Source organism: Pseudomonas sp. SMV7, assembly GCF_052041995.1.
Taxonomy (GTDB): domain Bacteria; phylum Pseudomonadota; class Gammaproteobacteria; order Pseudomonadales; family Pseudomonadaceae; genus Aquipseudomonas.
Map to the genome: position 1 here is coordinate 254760 of NZ_JBKGGT010000005.1, position 19702 is coordinate 274461.

The 19702-nt window shown below is 58.7% G+C and carries 15 protein-coding genes; 11 read left to right on the forward strand and 4 right to left on the reverse strand.

Annotated features, from left to right (window positions below):
- Positions 1-40 precede the first annotated feature (40 nt).
- The 8 genes from ACLEJP_RS08995 (at position 41) to ACLEJP_RS09030 (ending at position 9728) form a co-directional block, all read left to right on the forward strand.
- Positions 41-1471 carry an MBL fold metallo-hydrolase RNA specificity domain-containing protein gene (locus ACLEJP_RS08995; RefSeq protein WP_440805646.1) on the forward strand — a complete coding sequence of 477 codons (1431 nt, stop codon included), beginning with the start codon at positions 41-43 and terminating at the stop codon, positions 1469-1471.
- A 444-nt stretch (positions 1472-1915) separates the two neighbouring features.
- Positions 1916-3175, forward strand: coding sequence for a glycosyltransferase family 4 protein (locus tag ACLEJP_RS09000; protein WP_440805647.1), 1260 nt, complete (start codon positions 1916-1918; stop codon positions 3173-3175).
- Positions 3172-4032, forward strand: a complete 861-nt coding sequence (locus tag ACLEJP_RS09005; protein ID WP_440805648.1) for a dTDP-4-dehydrorhamnose reductase family protein — start codon at positions 3172-3174, stop codon at positions 4030-4032. Before ACLEJP_RS09000 ends, ACLEJP_RS09005 begins: the two co-directional genes overlap by 4 nt.
- A gap of 21 nt (positions 4033-4053) precedes the next feature.
- Complete coding sequence (locus ACLEJP_RS09010) at positions 4054-5064, forward strand: polysaccharide biosynthesis protein (protein WP_296235437.1); 1011 nt, start codon at positions 4054-4056, stop codon at positions 5062-5064.
- Complete coding sequence (wecB, locus tag ACLEJP_RS09015; protein ID WP_440805651.1) at positions 5057-6181, forward strand: non-hydrolyzing UDP-N-acetylglucosamine 2-epimerase; 1125 nt, start codon at positions 5057-5059, stop codon at positions 6179-6181. The genes ACLEJP_RS09010 and wecB overlap by 8 nt, the downstream gene beginning before the upstream one ends.
- A 218-nt stretch (positions 6182-6399) precedes the next feature.
- Entirely contained in the window at positions 6400-7326 is a 927-nt protein-coding gene (locus ACLEJP_RS09020; RefSeq protein WP_440805653.1) for an NAD-dependent epimerase/dehydratase family protein, read from the forward strand.
- On the forward strand, positions 7251-8453 hold the full coding sequence (locus ACLEJP_RS09025) for a glycosyltransferase family 4 protein (RefSeq protein ID WP_440805656.1): 1203 nt from the start codon (positions 7251-7253) through the stop codon (positions 8451-8453). Before ACLEJP_RS09020 ends, ACLEJP_RS09025 begins: the two co-directional genes overlap by 76 nt.
- A gap of 36 nt (positions 8454-8489) precedes the next feature.
- Positions 8490-9728 carry an O-antigen ligase family protein gene (locus ACLEJP_RS09030; protein WP_440805658.1) on the forward strand — a complete coding sequence of 413 codons (1239 nt, stop codon included), beginning with the start codon at positions 8490-8492 and terminating at the stop codon, positions 9726-9728.
- Between the two features lie 3 nt (positions 9729-9731).
- Here ACLEJP_RS09030 and ACLEJP_RS09035 read toward each other — a convergent pair whose 3' ends face one another.
- The 4 genes from ACLEJP_RS09035 to ACLEJP_RS09050 all read right to left on the reverse strand — a co-directional run bounded on the left by ACLEJP_RS09035 (position 9732) and on the right by ACLEJP_RS09050 (position 15252).
- A complete protein-coding gene (locus ACLEJP_RS09035) occupies positions 9732-11129 on the reverse strand; it encodes a hypothetical protein (protein WP_440805661.1) in 1398 nt (465 codons plus the stop codon).
- A gap of 185 nt (positions 11130-11314) precedes the next feature.
- Complete coding sequence (locus ACLEJP_RS09040) at positions 11315-12952, reverse strand: hypothetical protein (protein ID WP_440805662.1); 1638 nt, start codon at positions 12950-12952, stop codon at positions 11315-11317.
- A gap of 82 nt (positions 12953-13034) precedes the next feature.
- The gene (locus tag ACLEJP_RS09045; RefSeq protein ID WP_440805664.1) at positions 13035-13940 is read right to left on the reverse strand and encodes a glycosyltransferase; all 906 of its coding nucleotides are present in this window, start codon (positions 13938-13940) and stop codon (positions 13035-13037) included.
- Entirely contained in the window at positions 13930-15252 is a 1323-nt protein-coding gene (locus ACLEJP_RS09050; RefSeq protein ID WP_440805665.1) for a lipopolysaccharide biosynthesis protein, read from the reverse strand. The genes ACLEJP_RS09045 and ACLEJP_RS09050 overlap by 11 nt, the downstream gene beginning before the upstream one ends.
- 372 nt (positions 15253-15624) lie before the next feature.
- Between ACLEJP_RS09050 and ACLEJP_RS09055 the strand changes: the two genes are divergently transcribed.
- The 3 genes from ACLEJP_RS09055 to ACLEJP_RS09065 are packed head-to-tail and all read left to right on the forward strand — an operon-like array spanning position 15625 to position 19659.
- Positions 15625-16587 carry a UDP-glucose 4-epimerase family protein gene (locus ACLEJP_RS09055; protein WP_440805667.1) on the forward strand — a complete coding sequence of 321 codons (963 nt, stop codon included), beginning with the start codon at positions 15625-15627 and terminating at the stop codon, positions 16585-16587.
- Positions 16584-17609 (forward strand): MraY family glycosyltransferase, encoded by a 1026-nt coding sequence (locus ACLEJP_RS09060; RefSeq protein ID WP_440805668.1) that lies wholly within the window; start codon positions 16584-16586, stop codon positions 17607-17609. The genes ACLEJP_RS09055 and ACLEJP_RS09060 overlap by 4 nt, the downstream gene beginning before the upstream one ends.
- 49 nt (positions 17610-17658) lie before the next feature.
- Positions 17659-19659, forward strand: coding sequence for a polysaccharide biosynthesis protein (locus ACLEJP_RS09065; RefSeq protein WP_440805671.1), 2001 nt, complete (start codon positions 17659-17661; stop codon positions 19657-19659).
- Positions 19660-19702 lie beyond the last annotated feature (43 nt).

Sequence of the window (19702 nt, forward strand, 5' to 3'; positions counted from 1 at the left end):
TAATAGCCCACTCCGTTTTCGGCCCAGGCGAGTGTGCAGCATGGAATACCCTGTTCTTTCCCATCACGGCGGTACCCGCGGCGTCACCGGATCCTGCCACCAGTTGCACCTCGATCCGTCGACCAGCCTGCTGATCGATTGCGGCCTGGAGCAGGGCGCCGACGCAGCGTCAGGCGCGGAATCGGCGCCGCTCGGTTTCAATTCGCAGGGCATCCAGGCGCTGGTCATCACCCATGTTCATCTTGATCACGTAGGTCGCATTCCGGCATTGCTGGCGGCAGGCTACCGTGGCCCCATCCTGTGCAGCGAGCCGTCTGCCCGGCTGCTGCCACTGGTGCTGGAAGATGCCTACAAGCTCAGCATCAGCAGCGAACCCGCAGCGGTGGCGCGCTACTCCGATTTCGTCCGCGAGCTGATCGTGCCCTTGCCTTTCGAGCGCTGGCACTGTCTGATCGAGCGCCCCGGCCTGAGCTGCCGGATCCGCCTGCAGCGCGCCGGTCACCTGCTGGGTTCGGCTTATGTCGAATGTGACATGCAGCATGAGCAAACCAATACTCGCTACGTGTTTTCCGGCGACCTGGGGGCCGGTGACAACCCCTTGCTGCGCCCTGTGCAGCCCCCGGAGCGTGCTGATGTGCTGGTGCTGGAAAGTACCTATGGCGACCGCCTGCATCCACTTGTGGGCGACCGTGTGCAGCAGCTGGAAGCTGCCATCGACCGCGCCCTTGCCGACCAGGGTACCCTGCTCATTCCGGCCTTCAGCCTTGGCCGCACCCAGGAAATGCTGTACGAACTCGAAGGCATTCTTCACCGCAAGGCCTTGCTGAACAAAGCCGGCCCGGCGCCTGCTGACGAATCTCTTGACTGGTCGCAGTTGCCCATCATTCTCGACTCGCCCCTGGCCCAGCGCATTACCGATGTGTACCGAGAGCTGCACGGCTACTGGAATGCCGACGCTCAGGCGCGCCTTGCCGAAGGGCGCGACCCGCTCGGTTTCAGCCAGCTTGTAAGCGTGGACACCCACGCCCGCCATCAGCAGGTGGTCAACTACCTGAAGAGTACCGGGCGGCCGGCGATCGTGATTGCCGGCAATGGCATGTGCTCGGGTGGGCGTATCGTCAATTACCTCAAGGCCATGCTGGGGGATCCACGGCATGAGGTGATGTTCGTCGGCTACCAGGCCAAGGGCACGCCGGGTGCGGTGATACAGGCCAGTGAAGGGGTGCAAGGGTTTGTCCAGCTCGATCTGGACGGACAGCTGTATGAGATTCGCGCCAAAGTACTTACATTGGGTGGTTATTCAGGGCACGCCGATCAGGCAGGGTTGCTCGCTTTTGCTTCGCGAGGTAAAGAGCCCGCCGGGCGTGTGGTACTGGTTCACGGCGACGCCGGTGCCAAGGTTGCGTTGCGCAGGGCTATCGAGGCGGCCTTCAGTCAGCAGGGGCGTAAGGTCACGGTCAGCGTGCCATAGTGGGGATGCTGTAGTGCGCGTAACAGGCGCAGCAGCCAGCGAATGCCGATCCGTCCGATGGATGGCAACTTTTTTTCGAGCGGACGAGGAACTTGCCCGATGAATGCGCTGACTTACCAAGGATGCCTGGCCTGGGCTTGAAGCGGGTCGCGCAGGATAGTAGTTTGACGGCCTTGACGCAGCGAATACGACAAAACATAGCAAGCTACATATTTTTATGATGGCCAAAGGATGGCGGTCACCGGATAACTGCAATAACATGCGCCAACATCGGAATTGATCCCGGGGATGGTGGTGGGAGGCTTGTCTTCTGGTATTCCGTGTTTCCTGAAATGGCGGCAAAACAGCCGCCCAGATTCAGTCACGCCATCAGGCGGGGCCGCCGCGAGGGTTCAGGCATTTCATGCAGCACCGAAATCGCCACACGCAGAAGGATGAGTCAGTGTGACGCAAGTACCTTTGAAAATTGCTGTGGTCAGCCAGTATTTTTTTCCTGAGAACTTCATTATCAATGATATTGTTCAGGAACTGAGCGCGATGGGTGTGCATGTTGAAGTTTTTACCGGTAAGCCTAACTATCCTGAGGGTGAGGTTTTTCCCGGATATACCGCTCACGGTGCAGTTGAAGATCGTTTTGCCGAAAACGTTATTGTTCATCGGGCGCCTTTGCGTCCGCGCAAAAAAGGCGGAGCAAGAAATCTAATTCTGAATTATTTTTCATTTGTCGCCAATGGCGTCAGGCATTTCACCCGTCATGCCAGACGCGGCAAGTTCGATGTGTACTTCGTGTTCGCACCGTCGCCCATCATTTCGGTAATTCCGGCACTGGCCATGAAGCGTGCCCATCCTGCTCCCGTCTTCCTCTGGGTGCAGGACCTGTGGCCGGAGAGCCTGGCTGCCACCGGTTTCGTACGTAACAAGTACCTGTTGTCGATCGTAGGCTTGCTGGTGCGCGGTCTGTACTGGGCCGTGGATGTGCTGCTGGTGCAGTCACGAGCATTCATCGACCCGGTCAAGCGCTACGCGCGGGCAGACAAAATAAGCTACTACCCCAACTCTTATCTGCAGCAGGATGATTCCGGCGAGATCGGCAGGTTGCCTGAGACGTTGACCACTTTGTTGCGTGACCACTTCTGCGTCGTGTTCGCCGGCAACCTGGGCAGCGCGCAGGGGCTGGCCACTGTTGTCGGGGCAGCGCGATTGCTGCAAGCCGAACATTCACAGGCCCGTATCGTGATGGTCGGCACCGGCAGCAAGGCTGAATGGCTGGCAGAGGAGAAGCGTAAGTGGGGCCTGGACAACTTGATCATTGCCGGTGCTTACCCACGCTCGGCGATGGCCGAACTGTTCGAACTCAGTGCCGTATTACTGGTTACACTCAAGCGAGACGAGATTTTCAGCTTTACCATTCCAAGCAAGGTGCAGGCCTACCTGGCAGCGGGCAGACCGATAATTGGCAGCCTGGACGGTGAAGGTGCCCGCGTCATCAGCGAAGCCGGTGCCGGTATTACCTGCCCTGCCGATGATGCGACCGGGCTCGCGGCGTGCATCCAGTCGATGCTGGCCATGCCGCAAGCGCAGCGAGAGCAGATGGGCGCTCGGGCCAGGGACTATTTCTTGAAACATTTCGAACTCAAGGCCCAATGCAAGGCACTGGTGCGTATGTTTGAACAACGGATTGAACAGGACAAGGCGACGCAATGAACATTTTGGTACTGGGTGTCTCGGGTATGCTGGGCAACGCCGTCTTCCGGTATTTCTCGGCCAATTCGCAACACCGGGTGATGGGCACGTTGCGTTCATCGTCCGGGTGCAGGTTTTTCACGCCGGATCAGGCCGAGCATCTGCTCTGTGGTGTAGATGTGCTCGATGCCGATGCGCTGATGGCGGCCTTCGCCAAGGCCCGGCCGGATGTGGTGGTCAACTGCGTGGGCTTGATCAAGCAACTTGCTGATGCCAAGGACCCGCTCACCGCGCTGCCGATCAACGCCATGCTTCCGCATCGTCTGGCAACGCTGTGCCGGGTAGCTGGCGCGCGCCTGATCCACGTCAGTACTGACTGTGTGTTTTCGGGTACCAAGGGCATGTATCGGGAACAGGACGAGTCGGACTGCACCGACTTGTATGGCAAATCCAAATACATTGGCGAATTGCACGACCTGGACCACGCCATAACCCTGCGCACATCAATTATTGGCCATGAGTTGCAGAGCAATGCATCGCTGGTCGACTGGTTCCTCTCTCAGCAAGGCTGCGTCAAAGGCTTTACCAAGGCGATTTTTTCAGGCCTGCCGACTGCCGAACTGGCTCGGGTGATGCTGGACTACGTTCTTCCCAATCCTTCGCTGAAGGGTCTTTACCACGTTTCTGCAGAGCCGATCGACAAGTATGAGCTGCTCAAGCAAGTGGCGAAGGTTTATGGCAAGGACATCCAGATCGTACCGGATGACAAATTGGTAATCGATCGTTCGCTGGACTCTACTCGCTTCCGCGCGGATGCGGGCTACCAGCCACCTTCCTGGCCGGCGCTCATACAATTCATGCACGCACAGCGTCAATAACGAACAACAAGGAGCGTACCCGTGTTCGATAACAAGATCCTGATGATTACTGGTGGTACCGGCTCTTTCGGTAATACTGTCCTCAAGCGTTTTCTCAACACCAACGTCAAGGAAATACGTGTTTTCAGCCGCGACGAGAAAAAGCAGGAAGATATGCGCATTGCCTTGTCCAACGACAAGGTGAAGTTTTATATCGGCGATGTACGTGACTATCAAAGCGTGTCAGAGGCCATGGTCGGGGTCGACTACATCTTCCATGCTGCTGCGTTGAAGCAGGTACCATCTTGTGAGTTCTACCCGATGGAAGCCGTGAAGACCAATGTCATCGGTACCGAAAACGTGTTGAACGCGGCCATCGCCAACGGGGTGAAGCGCGTGGTGGTGTTGAGCACCGACAAGGCGGTATACCCAATCAACGCGATGGGCATTTCCAAAGCCATGGCGGAAAAACTGATGGTTGCCAAATCGCGGATGATTCCGCAGAACGGCCCGGTGATTTGCGCCACCCGTTACGGCAATGTAATGGCGTCACGAGGGTCGGTTATTCCGCTGTTTGTCGATCAGCTCAAGGCCGGCAATGAGCTGACCGTGACCGACCCGAACATGACTCGCTTCCTGATGTCGCTGGAGGACTCGGTGGACCTGGTCCTGCACGCTTTCGAGAACGCCCAGCAAGGTGATATCTTCGTGCAGAAAGCGCCAGCGTCCACTGTGCAGGAGCTGGCCGAAGCGCTGCGCCAGCTGTTCAAGCGGGAAAACCCGATCAAGGTAATCGGTACCCGGCATGGTGAGAAGCTCTACGAGTCGCTCATATCTCGTGAGGAAATGGCCAAGGCCGACGACATGGGCCGTTACTACCGTATTCCGGCCGATAACCGTGACCTGAATTACAAGAAGTACTTTGTCGAAGGTGAGCAGCACATCTCCGAGCTGGACGACTACACCTCACACAATACCGAGCGGCTCGACATTGATGGCATCAAGGCTCTGTTGCTGAAACTCGACTATATCCAGGAACAACTCAATGCTTAAGGTCATGACCTTGGTCGGCACCCGGCCCGAACTGATCAAGATGAGCCGCGTCATCGCCGAGCTCGACGAGCAGGCCAACCATGTGCTGGTGCATTCCGGCCAGAACTACGATTACGAGCTCAACCAGGTATTCTTTGATGACCTGGGTATTCGCAAACCGGATCATTTCCTGGGGGCAGTGGGAGCCACGGCAGCCGGGACCATCGCCGAAGTCATCGCCAAGTCCGATGAAATCTTCGAGCTGGAAAAACCCGACGCTTTGCTGCTGTACGGCGACACCAACACCTGCCTGGCGGTGATCGCTGCCAAGCGCCGAAAGATCCCTGTGTTCCATATGGAGGCAGGTAACCGCTGCTTCGATCAACGCGTGCCGGAAGAGTTGAACCGCAAGGTGCTCGATCACCTCAGCGACATCAACATGGTGCTGACCGAGCATGCCCGGCGCTATTTGCTGGATGAAGGCATTCGTCCGGAAACCATCATCAAGACCGGCTCGCACATGCAGGAAGTGCTGGACTACTATCGGCCTCGGATCGACGCCTCCACGGTGCTCGAACGCGAGGGGCTGGAAGAGGGCAAGTACTTCATCGTCAGCACGCATCGCGAAGAGAACGTCGATACCCCGGAGAACCTGCGTGACCTGCTGGCCTCGCTGCGCGCCCTGGCCGACAGCTATGGCCATCCGATCATCGTCTCCACCCACCCACGTACCCGCAAGCGCCTCGAGGACCTGGGCGAAAGCCTGGACCACCCACTGATCCGTTTTGTCAAACCCTACGGCTTGCTGGATTACATCCGGCTGCAGATGGGGGCGCTCTGCGTGCTTTCCGACAGCGGTACCATCACCGAGGAGGCTTCGCTGCTGAACCTGCCGGCGGTCACCATCCGCAACGCCCATGAGCGACCGGAGGGGATGGATGAAGGCACCCTGATCATGTGCGGCCTGACACCGTGCCGTGTGCTGGACGCGGTGCGCGTGGTGATCAGCCAACATGACCGCAACCAGCGGGTGATCCCGGTGGTGCAGGATTACCTGGGCGGGCCGGTTTCCAAGCAGGTGGTACGGATCGTGTACAGCTACACCGATTACATCAATCGTACGGTGTGGTCCAAGTAAGCGACCCGAGGCTGATCCTGTCACCTCGCGCTGATCGGTGCTGTTCTGCAGCCCATTGCCCGGCAAGCCGGTGCCACAAGTAATGAGCAGAAATTGTCGATGGCGAGCTCTCTGTGGGGGCTTGCCGACACTGGGCGGCGAAGTGGTCCTTCTGGTCCGCTGACAGGCATCAGGCCCATACTGAACCCCGCCTTGGCTGATGGAGAAGCGAACGGCCTATGAACACGCTGGTGGTAATTGGGGGAAGCGGCTTTGTTGGCCGACATTTCCTGGCTGTATGCAACGCGTTGGAAGACACGGAAGTCATCTATGCGGTCCACCGTACCGAACCGGAATGGTTGACGAATGCCACGGTGCAAGTGGCTCGCTTTGACGTGAACGACTCCGCGAGCCTTGCAGCCATACTGGTGCCCGGCTGCACAGTGATCAACCTGTTGCGGCCCGATGGCAGTGGCTGGTTCGAGCCAGCTATCGCCAATGTGCTCGCCGCTTGCAACGAAGCACGCATCAAGCGCTATGTGCACGTATCGAGTATCGATGTATTCGGTGCTGCGCCGGACGCGGTGGTCGATGCCGACACGCAGCTCGAACCCAGGACGCCTTATGAACGTGAGCACGCCGCTGCTGAAGCGTTGGTGCGCGTGGTGCCGGCTGACAGCTTCGAAGTGCTGGTGTTGCGTCTGGGCGCGGTGTTTGGTGATGGTGGGCTGAACATCGTGTCGTTTGTTCGTGAGGTGTCTGTCGCGCCTGTCTGGAAGCTGGCGTTGCGGCGCATTCTTTATGGCCCGCGTCGTATGCATCTGGTCAGTGTGGAAAAGGTCGCACAAACCTTGGCATTCGTAGCCTACGTGCCACAGGTAAACCAAGGGGAAGTGGTGCTGGTAACGGATGATGCGGCGCCGGAAAACAACTTTGGTCACCTGCAGGATGCCTTGATGCAGGCGTTTGGCCGGCCCTCGATCAGCTGCTTGCCGCATCTGCCGCCGGCATTGCTCGGCTTGCTGTTGCGTTTGCGCCGTATCAGCAATGCCAACCCAATGCGTCGCTTCAGCGAGCAGCGGCTTGCCGAGTGGCAGCAGCCGCCCACGGCAGACTTCAAGCAACAATTGCAGCGCTACATTGCCCTGCTGAGGGCATCGGCATGAGGGTGTTACTGGTGAATATTTCGCTGGATGCCAAGCTTGGCGGTGGTACAGCCGAGCGCACCCGGCACCTGGCGCTGCACCTGGCCAAAGCCGGTAGCGCCTGCGAAGCCGTGGCCATGACCGGCAATTCATGGCAACGGGAGTTTGATGAGCAGGGGGTAAAAAGCTACATCACGGGGAGAATCGGTTTGCGCTTCCCGATCCCGTTGCTCAACCCTTGGCGAGCCTGGCGCGCTGTGCGCAGGGCGGATGTACTGCACATCATGGGCTACTGGAACCTGTTGAGTGTCGCCATGGGCCTGCTGGCGTTTTTGAGTCGGCGCCCTTATATCCTGTGTCCGGCAGGCGAATTCGCGTCGGTGGGTGCGCCGCGTCCGATCATGAAGGTGTTTCACCTGCTGCTGGGCCGCTGGTTGATCAAGGGAGCCGCAGGTTTTATCGCCATTACCGACCTGGAACAAGGGCTGATTGCGCAAGTGGCAGGCGTGCCGGCAGCTTCCATTCCGGTTATCGGCAACGCCGTGGCTGACCCAGGTCCGGCGCGACGGACAGAGGTTGTACAACTGCCGGACGAGCCCTTCATCCTGTTCATGGGGCGGCTGGCACCAGTCAAAGGGCCTGACTTCCTGATCCAGGCCTATCTCGACACACCAGCAGCGCAACGATACCCCCTGGTGATGGCTGGGCCGGACTTTGGCATGCAGCAGGATCTGCAGGCCCAAGTGGAGGCCTCGGGGCTGGCTGGACGCATTCACTTCATCGGCTTTCTTGATGAAGCACAGCGTACCCAGGTGTACCGTCAGGCAATGATGCTGGTCATCCCTTCGCGTTCGGAGGCCATGTCGCTGGTCGCGCTGGAAGCCGGGATTGTCGGGTTACCGGTTTTGCTCACCGATACCTGTGGTTTCGACCAGGTCGAGCAGGTGCAAGGAGGGCTGGTGGTTCCAGCCAGTGCAGCGGGCATCGCTTCGGGTCTTGAGCGTATGTTGGCTGACCCTGCCGAGCTCAGGGCAAAAGGCGGGCGACTCAAGGCTTACATTACCGAACATTACACCTGGTCAGCCATGGTGCAGGTGATGTTGCACCGTTTTGCCCGGCTGTTGCGTACGGGGTCGATGGTGGAGTAGGCGTGTCCGTCGGCTCCGCTGACGGCCATCGCAGCAGTGTCAGCTTCGGCAACGCCGGATAAAGAGGCGCAGCTGTCCAATCAATGGTTCATGGCGGTCAGGTTTGAAATGTCGGTGCTTGAGCGTTGGTATAAAAGAGCTACCCAGGAGCACGTGCTGCTGGCGTTATTTTTCCTGGCGATATTTTATGGAAATGTCTATGCAAGGGTCACGCTACCGCTTGCGATGTATATCCTGCCGCTCCTGGCGTTGCGCCTGAAGATCAGGCCAATCAGGTCGCTCAGGTGGCAGGCGGTATTGCCTGCGCTGGCCTGCGTACCGGTGGTATTCCAATTTTTCGGCGGGTATCCGCCTATCAAGAATGATATCTCCGTCTACTTTTGTTTTTTTTACTCTGCGGTAGCCATCCTGGTGGTAAGCAGGTGTAGCGTCGGGGAGTTACTGGTGCAGAACTGCATGCTCTTCGGCTGTGTATTGATTGCGTTCATCATGCTGGCACATATCGGGCTCGGCTACCGTGAGCAACTGGATTTCTACACCTTGAAGAACCTGGTTGCGACGCCTCTGGGCAGCTCCAATTATCTTGCCGTGTTCCTGCTGTTTGGCATTCTGGTGGCCTTGTATGCCAGGCAGTATCTTTGTGCCATTGCACTGGTTGGGGCGTTCATGTTCACATTTTCGCGTACCGGGTACGCGATGTTGGTCATCGCGGTGGCCATCTGGTTGCTCGACACCAGAACAACCCTGCTTTCCCGTTATCCGCGCTTTTTTGCCTTCGCGTTCATTATCTGCAGCCTGATGGTGTTCCTTACCGCTTTTTTCATGAAAGGCGGGCTGCCGGAGTCTCTGTCCATTCGCGTGGGCCTATGGCATGCAGCGGTGTACCACATTATCGATCATCCACTGATCGGCACACCACGCTCTGAATATTTCTATATTTTCAACGGATTGGCATGGGATCCGCATAATTCGGTGTTGAACATGCTCCTGTTGCTGGGGGTAGGCGGTACTGCGGTGTACTTGTTTTACCTTTACTGCGTCATGCGGCTGTTTTCGCAATTGGCAGGCAGCTCGACATTCTGGCGCTCGGTGTTCATAGGGGCAGCCGTTACGCTGCTGTGGAGCCTGTTCGAGGTGGTTTTACTGACCCCGGCTTATGACACATTGCTGGCATCGCTGTTTGCGCTGGCTATCGCCAAAAGCCCGCCCCCGGAAGTGGCCACGTCGCCAGCGCTGGCTGACGATGCAAGCGTCGGCCTGACCGCTACAAGATGAGGCTCAGCTTGCCGGTTGCGCTTCGCTGGTCGACTTGCGGCGCCCGGCCAGGGTTGAGCTGCAGATGAACATGGTGAATGCATAAGGCATCCATACTATCGGGCGCTGGTAGATGCTCAGTGCAAACAGCGCGAAGAACAGCAGTACCCATAAGCGGCGCTTGGCGCTATGGGTTATGGCCAGGCTCAGGCTGATCATGGCCAGCGCGAACAGCAGGGCACCGATCAGGCCGAAGTCTGTGAGTATGCGAGTCACTACCTGTGATACGCCGCCATGGACCACGCTGGAATCGGCACCCATGCCGAACAGCAAAGTGCGGGTGTCTGCATCCAGGTAGCGAGCGAAGAGCTTGTCCATCTCCGGTAACGAGCGGTTATTGATGTACTGGGTCTGGCGCAATTGTTGGTCAGGTTCTGGCTGTTGCACTGCAAGCGGTGCGATCGGCACTGCGGTGCTAGTGCTGGGCGCCGATGATGAGGCTGGTTTACCCACGGGTTCAACCGGTCCATCCTGCAGGGAAGAGTTCGGTTCCATTACCCGTGCCTGCGTTGCCACAGGCAGAGCTGGTTGCAGGTCTGGCCCCTTGGGCTTGAGGATGCCCAGTACCAGCAAGCCGAAAAGCCCGAGGATGGCGAGCGGCAGCAGGGGTAATGGCGAGCGGGCTTGTACCAGGCGGAACAGGAAACCGAGGGAAGCCATGACGATGAAGGCAAGGGAAAACGACAGCACACCACCAATGAAGATGATGAAAAAGGGGAAAGGCTTGAGCCGGAAGCGGTTGCCCGCCAGCAAGAATGCTGACAACGTGCCGACCATGCCGGGTTCATCATACACTGCGCACAGCCGATAGAGTTCGCCCCCCCAAGGCAGTGACAGGTGATTGCCGGATAACAATAGCGCCCCCGGCGCGTGCAAGTAGAATCCCCCGGCCTCTGCCATCGCAGGGTTGAGCAGAGGCAGGTGGTCCATTTGCACCGGCAAGCCGACTATCTTGCACAGCGATGCCAAGATGCCCGGAATCAGGCTGAGCGCGAAAAACCAGCCGAACCATTGCAGTATCTTGCCACGACGCTGGTCAGAGAACACTGCAAGGGCAAAGAGGGTCGGTAGTACGAAATACCAGCGCGTCGTGCTGCCATCAACCTTTGGCAACATGCTTATATAAAGCACGAACAGACAGATCAGGATGAAACCGGGAACCTCGCCCCGCCGCGGTCGGTCGCCGAGGAGCAGGGCAACAATGGCCAGGCATCCCGAAACCATGCCGGCGATGGCCATGTGACGCAGCGAATGCCAGAGAAAATACGGATTCAACGTTACCCAGGCGCACAGCGCAAAGAGCGGTGCCAGCATGGCGTCAATGGGCGCGATCTTACTGTAAGTCGTGATAGCTGCTGTCATCGTGAGAGGTTCTGCCTGATCACACCCGAGCCATGCCGATTACTGGACAATCCAGGATTCGGACTGGCTCAGGATTGGGAGGTTGACCTGACTGTGACAAGGAGCGAGCGCAAGGGTGCGGTTTTCCACCGCACGTTTGTCGGGCGCCTATGGCAAAGCCGTTCCGTCTTTAACGGAGCGATGTACTAGAGGGCAGGTTTGAGCGCGACGTTTTCGGTTTTCTGCGCGGTGACGATAATGCGTGCCAGATACAAGCCGGCGATGAACCCGAGTACTTCGACAAGGAAGAACATCTGCACCCGTGGGAAGTTGGTCTGTACCAGCAGGTAGGCCAAGGCCACACCAATGGCAGCGCGAGTAAAGATATTGCCGACCAGCAGGCTAGCCAACCGTTCGACAAGAATGCCAGCGAAAAACAACAGCGCCAGACCTGCGACCAGCACTGCCAGGTTGCCGCTATAGAGCAGGATGGCCAGCGGGCCGGGGATGGTCATGAAAGTGAAGTTTTCGAAAGCCTGATACTGCGCATTCGACATGCGCTGGTAGATGGCATGGGTGCCGGCTTCCGGGCGTTCGGTCAGGCTGTGCAGAAATAGTGGCCAGCCGGTATGTTCGTGGCTGACAACCGCTAATACACCCTCAAGGCCAACCCAACGGTCCACTACCAGTTTACTCAGTTCCATCAGCATGCCTTTCCAGCGGGCACGCTTTACCTCGGTAGTCTCCACAACGGGAGCTACCGTTACAGGAACCGGTTCCGCGTCGACAGGTGCGACTGTTACAAGGGGGGCGATGATGGGGAATTGAGGAATCGCCGGTGCCAATATACTTGCTATCGCCTGTGCCGACTCGGCCGGGGCAACAAGCAGGCTGCTCACTGGTCGGGCCACTGTCAGGCTGGCATCGCTCGCCGGCTCTTTGCTGCTAATCATTGGCGTCATGACTGGCCGGGCCTGGGCAAAGGATTGCAGGCGGTCAGCAGACACCAGCAGCAGAGATGCCACGAACAATATCCCGGTCACCAGCAGGATCCTGACCCACTGGACCAGGCGCATTGCTGATGCCAGTTCGCGACCATGCACCAGGTAAACCGCCAACGGTGCAATCACATGCAGGATCATTTGCGCCCGGCTGCCCATGGACACCGCCGTAACCGCACCTTCAAGGATGAGAATGTAGAAAAGTGTCTCCAGCTTCATCTGGCGCGCCTGCACCAACCAGTACCCCAGCGTGGCAAGCAGAATCAGGTTGCCCCAGGCAATCATGAACGAGACCAGTACGTAGACGTAGCTGTGGAGCTTGAGCGTTGGCTCGGTGCCGACCTTCAGAATGGCGAACCTGAAATTAATGGCCAGCAGCACGACAGTGAGCAGAACTGCCAGCCACATGGACGGCTTTAGCAGTGCGCGTGGTCGTTCGACAGGAATGGTTGCAGGCGGCTGCAGGCGCGCGGCAATGGCCTGACAGGCCAGTAATGTGGCAAATGCAGCGTTCAGGGCCAGCATGGCCGAGTCCCAAGCCTGCGGTGAGTTATCGAAGGCACCGATCGGCTCGATGAACTGCGTGGCGAAAATGAAGTGAAATACCAGCTTTGCCCAGCAACCGAGAATCAGGAAAGCCAGCAGGAAGAACGAGAAGAAGCTGGTGCGGTTGGACAGCACGCTGCGTACCAGCAAGCCGGCCAGAACGCCATTGAGCAGCAGCGGTGTCAGGGACCCCGGGTAATGGACAGCGGCGGCGAGAGTCGCCGTGGCAATCAGCAGTAACGCACTGACGTGCAGGTAGCGGTTATCCAGCAGGTGGGCTTGAACGATCTGGTTCATCCGCGCGCTCCAAGTGGGAAGAACTGTTTTCTTGGTTCTCGGGACCTGTGGGACCGCTGCACCCACAGGTACGTAGCAGGCCTCAGGCCTTGGACTTGGGCCTGAAAATGGTCAGTACGTAGCTGACCATCTTGCGTGAAAGAATCGATGGAGGATCCAGCAGAGCGGCCTTGCCCATGCGTACCACGAACATCGCATAGCGCCCGGAAAACCCGTGCATGAAGCCGGAAAGCATATGGGCATTGGCAATGGCCTTGCGTTTCCAGCCAAGAATGGAGGGCGAGAGGCCATTGGTCTGGTAAAGGCTGTTGATTACCTTGAGCGGCTCGTCGGAGCGTTCGGCGTTGCACGGGTTATAGGTGGTCGAGCCTGAGTGAATACGGAAGTCCGCCAGGGGTTCGGCTACTCGAATAAATGGCCCGTATTGGCAAAGACGCAGGAAAAAGTCCATGTCCGGAATGTTGCGCAGCCCGGTGTTCCAACCACCGACCTTGTCCCATACGGCGCGGCGGAACAGCGCTCCGGGGCCAGGCAGGCACTGGAAGTTGGCGATCAGCAGCCGCTCTTCGTAATCGGGGGTTTGCACGGTTCGCACATGTTTGGAATGTTCATCAATGACACAGAAATCCGGGTAGGCCAGCACAGCCTCAGGAGCCTTGGCCATGGCTGCGACGATGGCCTCGACGGCACGCGGGTGCAAGCGGTCATCGGCGCTCAGATAGCCAAGCAGCTCGCCCGTGCTCTGTTGCCAGCCGAAGTTCATCGCCGCGCTCTGCCCGGCGTTGGCCTGACGGTGGCGAATGAAATGGCCCGGGTGTTGCTCCAGCAGCGCAGGAGTGTCGTCTGTGGAGCCATCATCGACGACGATCAGTTCCACGTTCGGATAGGTCTGCTGCAGCACGCTGTCGATCGCATCCAGTACATAGCGCCCGGTGTTGTAGGTAGGAATGACGATCGAAACCTTGGGCTGTATGTTGCTAGCGACCATGAGATACCTTTCGACGGTAATAGAGGTGCACGAACCGGCGTAATGAAACGTAATCGGCGGTGGTGCTGAGGTTGAATATCCGTTTCACGCAGTAAATCTGTGCCAGCGACTGGCAGATACCGCCGAGGCTGTATACCACGGCCAAACCGATGATTCCATACAACCACATTGCCAGCAGTCCGGCGGTAATCATGCCTAGCCCGCTGATGACCGAAATACGCATGGCCACGTGCTGTTTCTGTAGCATCATCAGCACGAACCCGGCAGTGCCGGCGTAAGTCTGCGCCAGTTGCGAAATGCCCAGAATGGCAAATATATAGTACGCATCGGCATATTCACTGGACCACACATGCGTCAGCACGAACTGGCCACACACAATGAACAGCAGATAGCCCGAAAGCCCCAGTAGCGTCGCCGCTCCCGCACCTACCCCCATTACGCGCTGCAGATAACGTTTCTTGCCGCGCACCCAGATACGCCCGATCGAGGGTGCGACCACGGTGTTGATCACTGCCAGCGGGATCAGCACCAAGGCTGCCAGGCGTGAAGCCAGGCCATAAATGGCCAGCCCGGGCGCATCACCGAACCAGGCGATGATCCACAGGTCGGCCTGCGACATTACGAACAGCACTACGGTGGTTGTCAGATTGGGCCGGGTTTCTCGCAGCAACGTGGTATAGCCGATGCTGGTATTCGGCTTGCCCCGGGGTTGCGCCCGGTACCAGTGGCACAGGCTCCAGACCCCGAGCAAGGTGGTGCAGCCGGCGCCCACGGCGCCAGCCAGGATCAACGTGCTCAGTTCAATATGCAGCTCGCCGCGCCAGGCCAGGATAACCGTTGCCGCGCTGGCCAGGCTGGCCCCGGTGGTCAGGAAGCTGGCCTGCACGAAATGGCCCAGAGCACGATGCTGCTCGGCCAGAATGGTACTGATCGCCGCCAGTATCATGCTTAGCGAAACCAGTGGAGCAATGCCATGCAGCATCCGCAGCAGGTCGTCACCTTCGTAGCGTGACAGTACCTGCATAAAAATATTGAACCCCACGGCCAAGCCAATGGTCGACAGCACCGCCAACAGCAGGGTGCGGCGTAACAGCTGCTTTACCTGGCCTCCGTCGCGGTGCCCCTGCGCGGTGGAGATGCAGGCGGGCGCGGTAATGCTCAGGCCGAGCTGGCCCAAGGTGGCCAGTGCTGCGATGAGCGATTGGGCCAGAAAGAACAACCCGACCGAAGTCTGCGACATGGTCAGCGGAATGATGATGCCCGTCAGGGCGCCGGTGCCCAACAACAGGAAGCGGCCAAATATCGCAGCCATGCTTGCCGCGATCGGAGAAGAAAGCGCGTTGGTGACTTTCCCTGTGGACATGAGTTCTTATAGACACCTTGGGGGGAGGACGGATTCTGTTTTGTTTTGCATGGGCTGTCCATGCTCTGGACGCTTCGAAATCAGGGGAGTTGATACCGATCAGGGCCAGGCCGGGTATTCGGACAGCCGATTTGTAGTTTTGCTCCAGATTCATTAGGGTCTCCAGTCACTACCGTGTTCACCCCGCGCTACACGCTGCCGTGTTGGCGTTTTCGAGGGATATTTGTCAGTAATTTCCGAGAGTTGTCGACGTGTCTTCCGTTGGCATGCGATCTGTCCGATAGTAAACAGCCAATAAACCCAACAAGCGATCAGGTGAGAATGAAAGTAATTTTGACGGGTGCGTCCGGCTTCGTCGGAGGGGCGGTTCTGAAAGCGCTCAGTCGCAACGCAAACGTTGAAACGGTCCTGCCGTTGCGTTCACCTTTGCTGGAGATGCCAGCCGGGGTTGCCAGTTACCCGATTGGCGACCTTGCCGATGACCAGAGCGCCGAGTTACAGATTCACCGTCCCGATGTTGTGGTGCACTGCGCTTCGCGCGTGCACGTCATGAGCGATACCGCCAGCGACCCGCTGGCAGAGTTTCGCCGCATCAATGTTGACGGTACCCTGGCCTTCGCCCGGGCCGCCAGCGCGGCCGGCGCCCGCCGGTTCGTGTTCGTCAGTTCAATCAAGGTCAATGGCGAACAGACCCGCCCTGGCGCTGCCTACCGTGCCGACGACACCCCGCACCCGGTAGATCCCTATGGCATTTCCAAGCATGAAGCGGAACAAGGTTTGCTGGCGCTTGGCGCGCAAACAGGCATGGAAATTGTCATCATTCGTCCAGTCCTGGTTTACGGGCCAGGGGTGAAAGCCAATTTTCTCAGCATGATGCGCTGGTTGGATCGTGGTGTGCCATTGCCCTTCGGTGCCATACATAATCGTCGCAGCCTGGTGGCGCTGGACAACCTGGTAGACCTGGTGCTGAGGTGTATCGATCACCCGGGCGCAGCCAACCAGGTGTTTCTGGTCAGTGATGGAGAGGACCTGTCCACGACCGAACTGCTTACTCGCATGGCAAGGGCGCTCGGCAAACCGGCCCGCCTGCTACCGGTGCCAGCCTGGTTGCTAAGCAGTGGCGCCAAGGCGCTCGGCAAAGGGGCGCTTTCCCAACGATTGTGCGGCTCGCTACAGGTCGATATCGGTAAAACCCGCGAACTGCTTGGCTGGCAGCCTCCGGTTCGGGTGGATGCGGCGCTTCTGGCTGCAGCAAGGCATTTTCAGGAAAACAACCACCAATGACGCTTTTCTTGGCTCTACCCGCAGTACTGCTGCTGTCTTTGTTGATGACTGCCGGCCTGCGTCGATACGCGCTGGCGCGCAGTATCATCGACGTGCCCAACGGCCGTAGCTCGCACACAGTGCCTACGCCTCGCGGTGGCGGGGTTGCAATCGTATTGACATTCCTGCTGGCCATTGTCGGTCTCATGCTTGCCGGCGCGGGGGAGAGCCGCACCTTGGTGGCACTGGGTGGCAGCGGTGCGCTGATTGCCGTTATCGGCTTCATGGACGACCACGGCCATATTCCGGCCCGCTGGCGCCTGCTCGGGCATTTCATTGCCGCCGCCTGGATGCTGGCCTGGATGGGAGGGCTGCCGCCGTTGGCCCTGTTCGGCTTGCAAGTGGACCTGGGCTGGCTGGGGGGCGTACTGGCTGCGGTGTACCTGGTGTGGCTGCTCAACCTTTACAACTTCATGGATGGGATTGACGGCATCGCCAGTATCGAAGCCATCACTGTGTGCCTGGGTGGTGCCTGGCTATACTGGTTGGCGGGTCTTGGCAACCATGCAGTGCTGCCATTGCTGCTGGCCGCCGCAGTTGCCGGGTTCCTGTTCTGGAATTTTCCCCCGGCAAAGATCTTCATGGGCGACGCTGGCAGCGGCTTCCTCGGCATCGTTCTGGGCGGTCTTTCGCTGCAAGCCGCCTGGGTGGCACCTGAGATGCTCTGGTGCTGGTTGATCCTGCTCGGCGTGTTCATTGTCGACGCCACCTACACCCTGGTTCGTCGATTGTTGCGGGGGGACAAGGTGTACGAGGCTCACCGCAGCCACGCCTACCAGTTCGCTTCGCGTGAGGTTGGCAGGCACTTGCCAGTCACATTGGCTGTTGCGGTATTGAACCTGTGCTGGTTGCTGCCGATAGCCTTTTGCGTTGCGCGGCTCGGCCTGGATGGTGCCGCAGGTGTAGTGCTGGCCTATATCCCGTTGTTGCTGCTGGCCGTGCGTTTCCGCGCAGGCCAAATCGAAGATAGACACCAAAGGTAAAGTGAGCGACTTGATGTCAGGGAATTTCTGGAAACGTTTCAGAGGAGCGATGGACACCGTGCGCGCTAAACTGCTTGCTCTACCACGTAGACACAAACGCTTGCTGCAGGTCTTGACCGACGTTGTCCTGATCTGGGTTGCCCTGTGGATGGCATTCGTGGTTCGGCTTGGTATTGATGACCTGGCCAACCCCATCCTGGATCATGGCTGGCTGTTCCTCACTGCGCCGGTCGTAGGCATTCCTCTGTTCATCAGGTTTGGTCTGTACCGTGCGGTGTTGCGCTATTTCGGCACCGACGCGCTGATTGCGATCACCAAGGCCGTAACCCTGTCCGCACTGATCCTCGGTTTTATCATCTATTGGGCAAGCAACCACGAGAACGTGGTGCCACGTTCCATTACCTTCAACTACTGGTGGTTGAGCCTGATCATGGTGGGCGGCCTGCGCCTGGCCATGCGCCAGTACTTCCTCGGTGACTGGTTTGCCGCCGCCGTACAACACGTCCCCTTTACCGGCAACAACCGTGATGGCTTGCCGCGGGTGGCCGTGTATGGCGCCGGTGGTGCCGGCAACCAGCTGGTAGCGGCGCTGCGTGCGGATCGGGCGTTGCGCCCGGTGGCATTCATCGACGACGACCCCAGCATTACCGACCGGGTAATTGCCGGCCTGCAGGTATATCGCCCCGATCAGTTGCAGGAGATGATCGATGCCACCGGCGCGCAGGAAATTTTGCTGGCCATTCCGTCTTCCACCCGCACTCGCCGACGGGAGATTCTCAACTTCCTTGAAGGTTTCCCGTTGCATGTGCGCAGTATTCCCAGTTTCATGGAACTGGCCAGCGGCAAGGTAAAGGTCGATGATATTCAGGAGGTGGACATCGCCGACCTGCTGGGCCGCGATGCCGTTCCGGCGCAAGCTGACCTGCTGGCGCGCTGCATCGTCGAGCAGACGGTGCTGGTAACCGGGGCCGGAGGCTCGATCGGTTCGGAGCTGTGCCGGCAGATTCTGGGCCAGACGCCGAAAACCCTGCTGCTGTTCGACCACAGCGAGTTCAACCTGTACAGCATCCTGTCGGAACTGGAACAGCGCATTGCCCGCGAGTCGCTGTCGGTGTGCCTGGTACCGATCCTCGGCTCGGTCCGTAACCAGGCGCAGTTGCTCGACATCATGCGTACCTGGCGGGTTGACACCGTCTACCATGCCGCTGCCTACAAGCACGTGCCGATGGTAGAGCACAATATTGCCGAAGGCCTGATGAACAACGTCATCGGCACCCTCTACACTGCCCAGGCTGCATTACAGGCAGGCGTTGCCAACTTCGTGCTGATTTCAACTGACAAGGCCGTACGCCCCACCAATGTGATGGGCAGCACCAAACGCCTGGCGGAAATGACCCTGCAAGCCCTGAGCCGCGAAGTGGCACCGGTACTGTTCGGCGACAGCGGCAACGTCTCGCAGGTGAACAAGACTCGCTTCACCATGGTCCGCTTCGGCAATGTACTGGGCTCGTCGGGGTCGGTGATTCCGCTGTTCCATAAACAGATCAAGGCCGGCGGCCCGCTCACTGTCACTCACCCGAAGATCACCCGTTACTTCATGACCATTCCCGAGGCGGCCCAGTTGGTAATCCAGGCGGGTTCCATGGGCAAGGGGGGTGATGTGTTCGTGCTCGACATGGGCGAACCAGTGAAAATCGTGGAGCTGGCCGAGAAGATGATTCACCTGTCCGGTTTCAGCGTGCGTTCCGAGCGTAACCCGATGGGCGATATCGCCATCGAATTCACCGGGTTGCGGCCAGGCGAGAAGCTTTATGAAGAACTGCTGATTGGCGATAACGTGATTGCCACCCGCCACCCGATGATCATGAGCGCCAACGAAGACTTCCTGCCCTGGGACACACTCAAGGACACGCTGCGCCAATTGCTGGCGGCAGTGGAAGCAGACGATTTCGTGCGGGTACGCCAGTTGCTGCGTGAAACCGTCAGCGGCTATGCACCGGAAGGCGAGATTGTTGACTGGATTTACCAGCAACGACGTCTCGAGCCCTGACCCGCCGAAGTGCAGCGCCGAAGGGTCACCAGTTGTCCCCGGC

What these genes read in the sequence shown, in the direction of transcription:
- ACLEJP_RS08995 (WP_440805646.1), top strand. Translation starts at nt 41, where the DNA reads ATGGAATACCCTGTTCTTTCCCATCACGGCGGTACCCGCGGCGTCACC.
- ACLEJP_RS09045 (WP_440805664.1), bottom strand. Translation starts at nt 13,940, where the DNA reads ATGGTCGCTAGCAACATACAGCCCAAGGTTTCGATCGTCATTCCTACC.
- ACLEJP_RS09050 (WP_440805665.1), bottom strand. Translation starts at nt 15,252, where the DNA reads ATGGCTGCGATATTTGGCCGCTTCCTGTTGTTGGGCACCGGCGCCCTG.
- ACLEJP_RS09020 (WP_440805653.1), top strand. Translation starts at nt 6,400, where the DNA reads ATGAACACGCTGGTGGTAATTGGGGGAAGCGGCTTTGTTGGCCGACAT.
- ACLEJP_RS09065 (WP_440805671.1), top strand. Translation starts at nt 17,659, where the DNA reads ATGGACACCGTGCGCGCTAAACTGCTTGCTCTACCACGTAGACACAAA.
- ACLEJP_RS09040 (WP_440805662.1), bottom strand. Translation starts at nt 12,952, where the DNA reads ATGAACCAGATCGTTCAAGCCCACCTGCTGGATAACCGCTACCTGCAC.
- ACLEJP_RS09055 (WP_440805667.1), top strand. Translation starts at nt 15,625, where the DNA reads ATGAAAGTAATTTTGACGGGTGCGTCCGGCTTCGTCGGAGGGGCGGTT.
- ACLEJP_RS09005 (WP_440805648.1), top strand. Translation starts at nt 3,172, where the DNA reads ATGAACATTTTGGTACTGGGTGTCTCGGGTATGCTGGGCAACGCCGTC.
- ACLEJP_RS09060 (WP_440805668.1), top strand. Translation starts at nt 16,584, where the DNA reads ATGACGCTTTTCTTGGCTCTACCCGCAGTACTGCTGCTGTCTTTGTTG.
- wecB (WP_440805651.1), top strand. Translation starts at nt 5,057, where the DNA reads ATGCTTAAGGTCATGACCTTGGTCGGCACCCGGCCCGAACTGATCAAG.
- ACLEJP_RS09035 (WP_440805661.1), bottom strand. Translation starts at nt 11,129, where the DNA reads ATGACAGCAGCTATCACGACTTACAGTAAGATCGCGCCCATTGACGCC.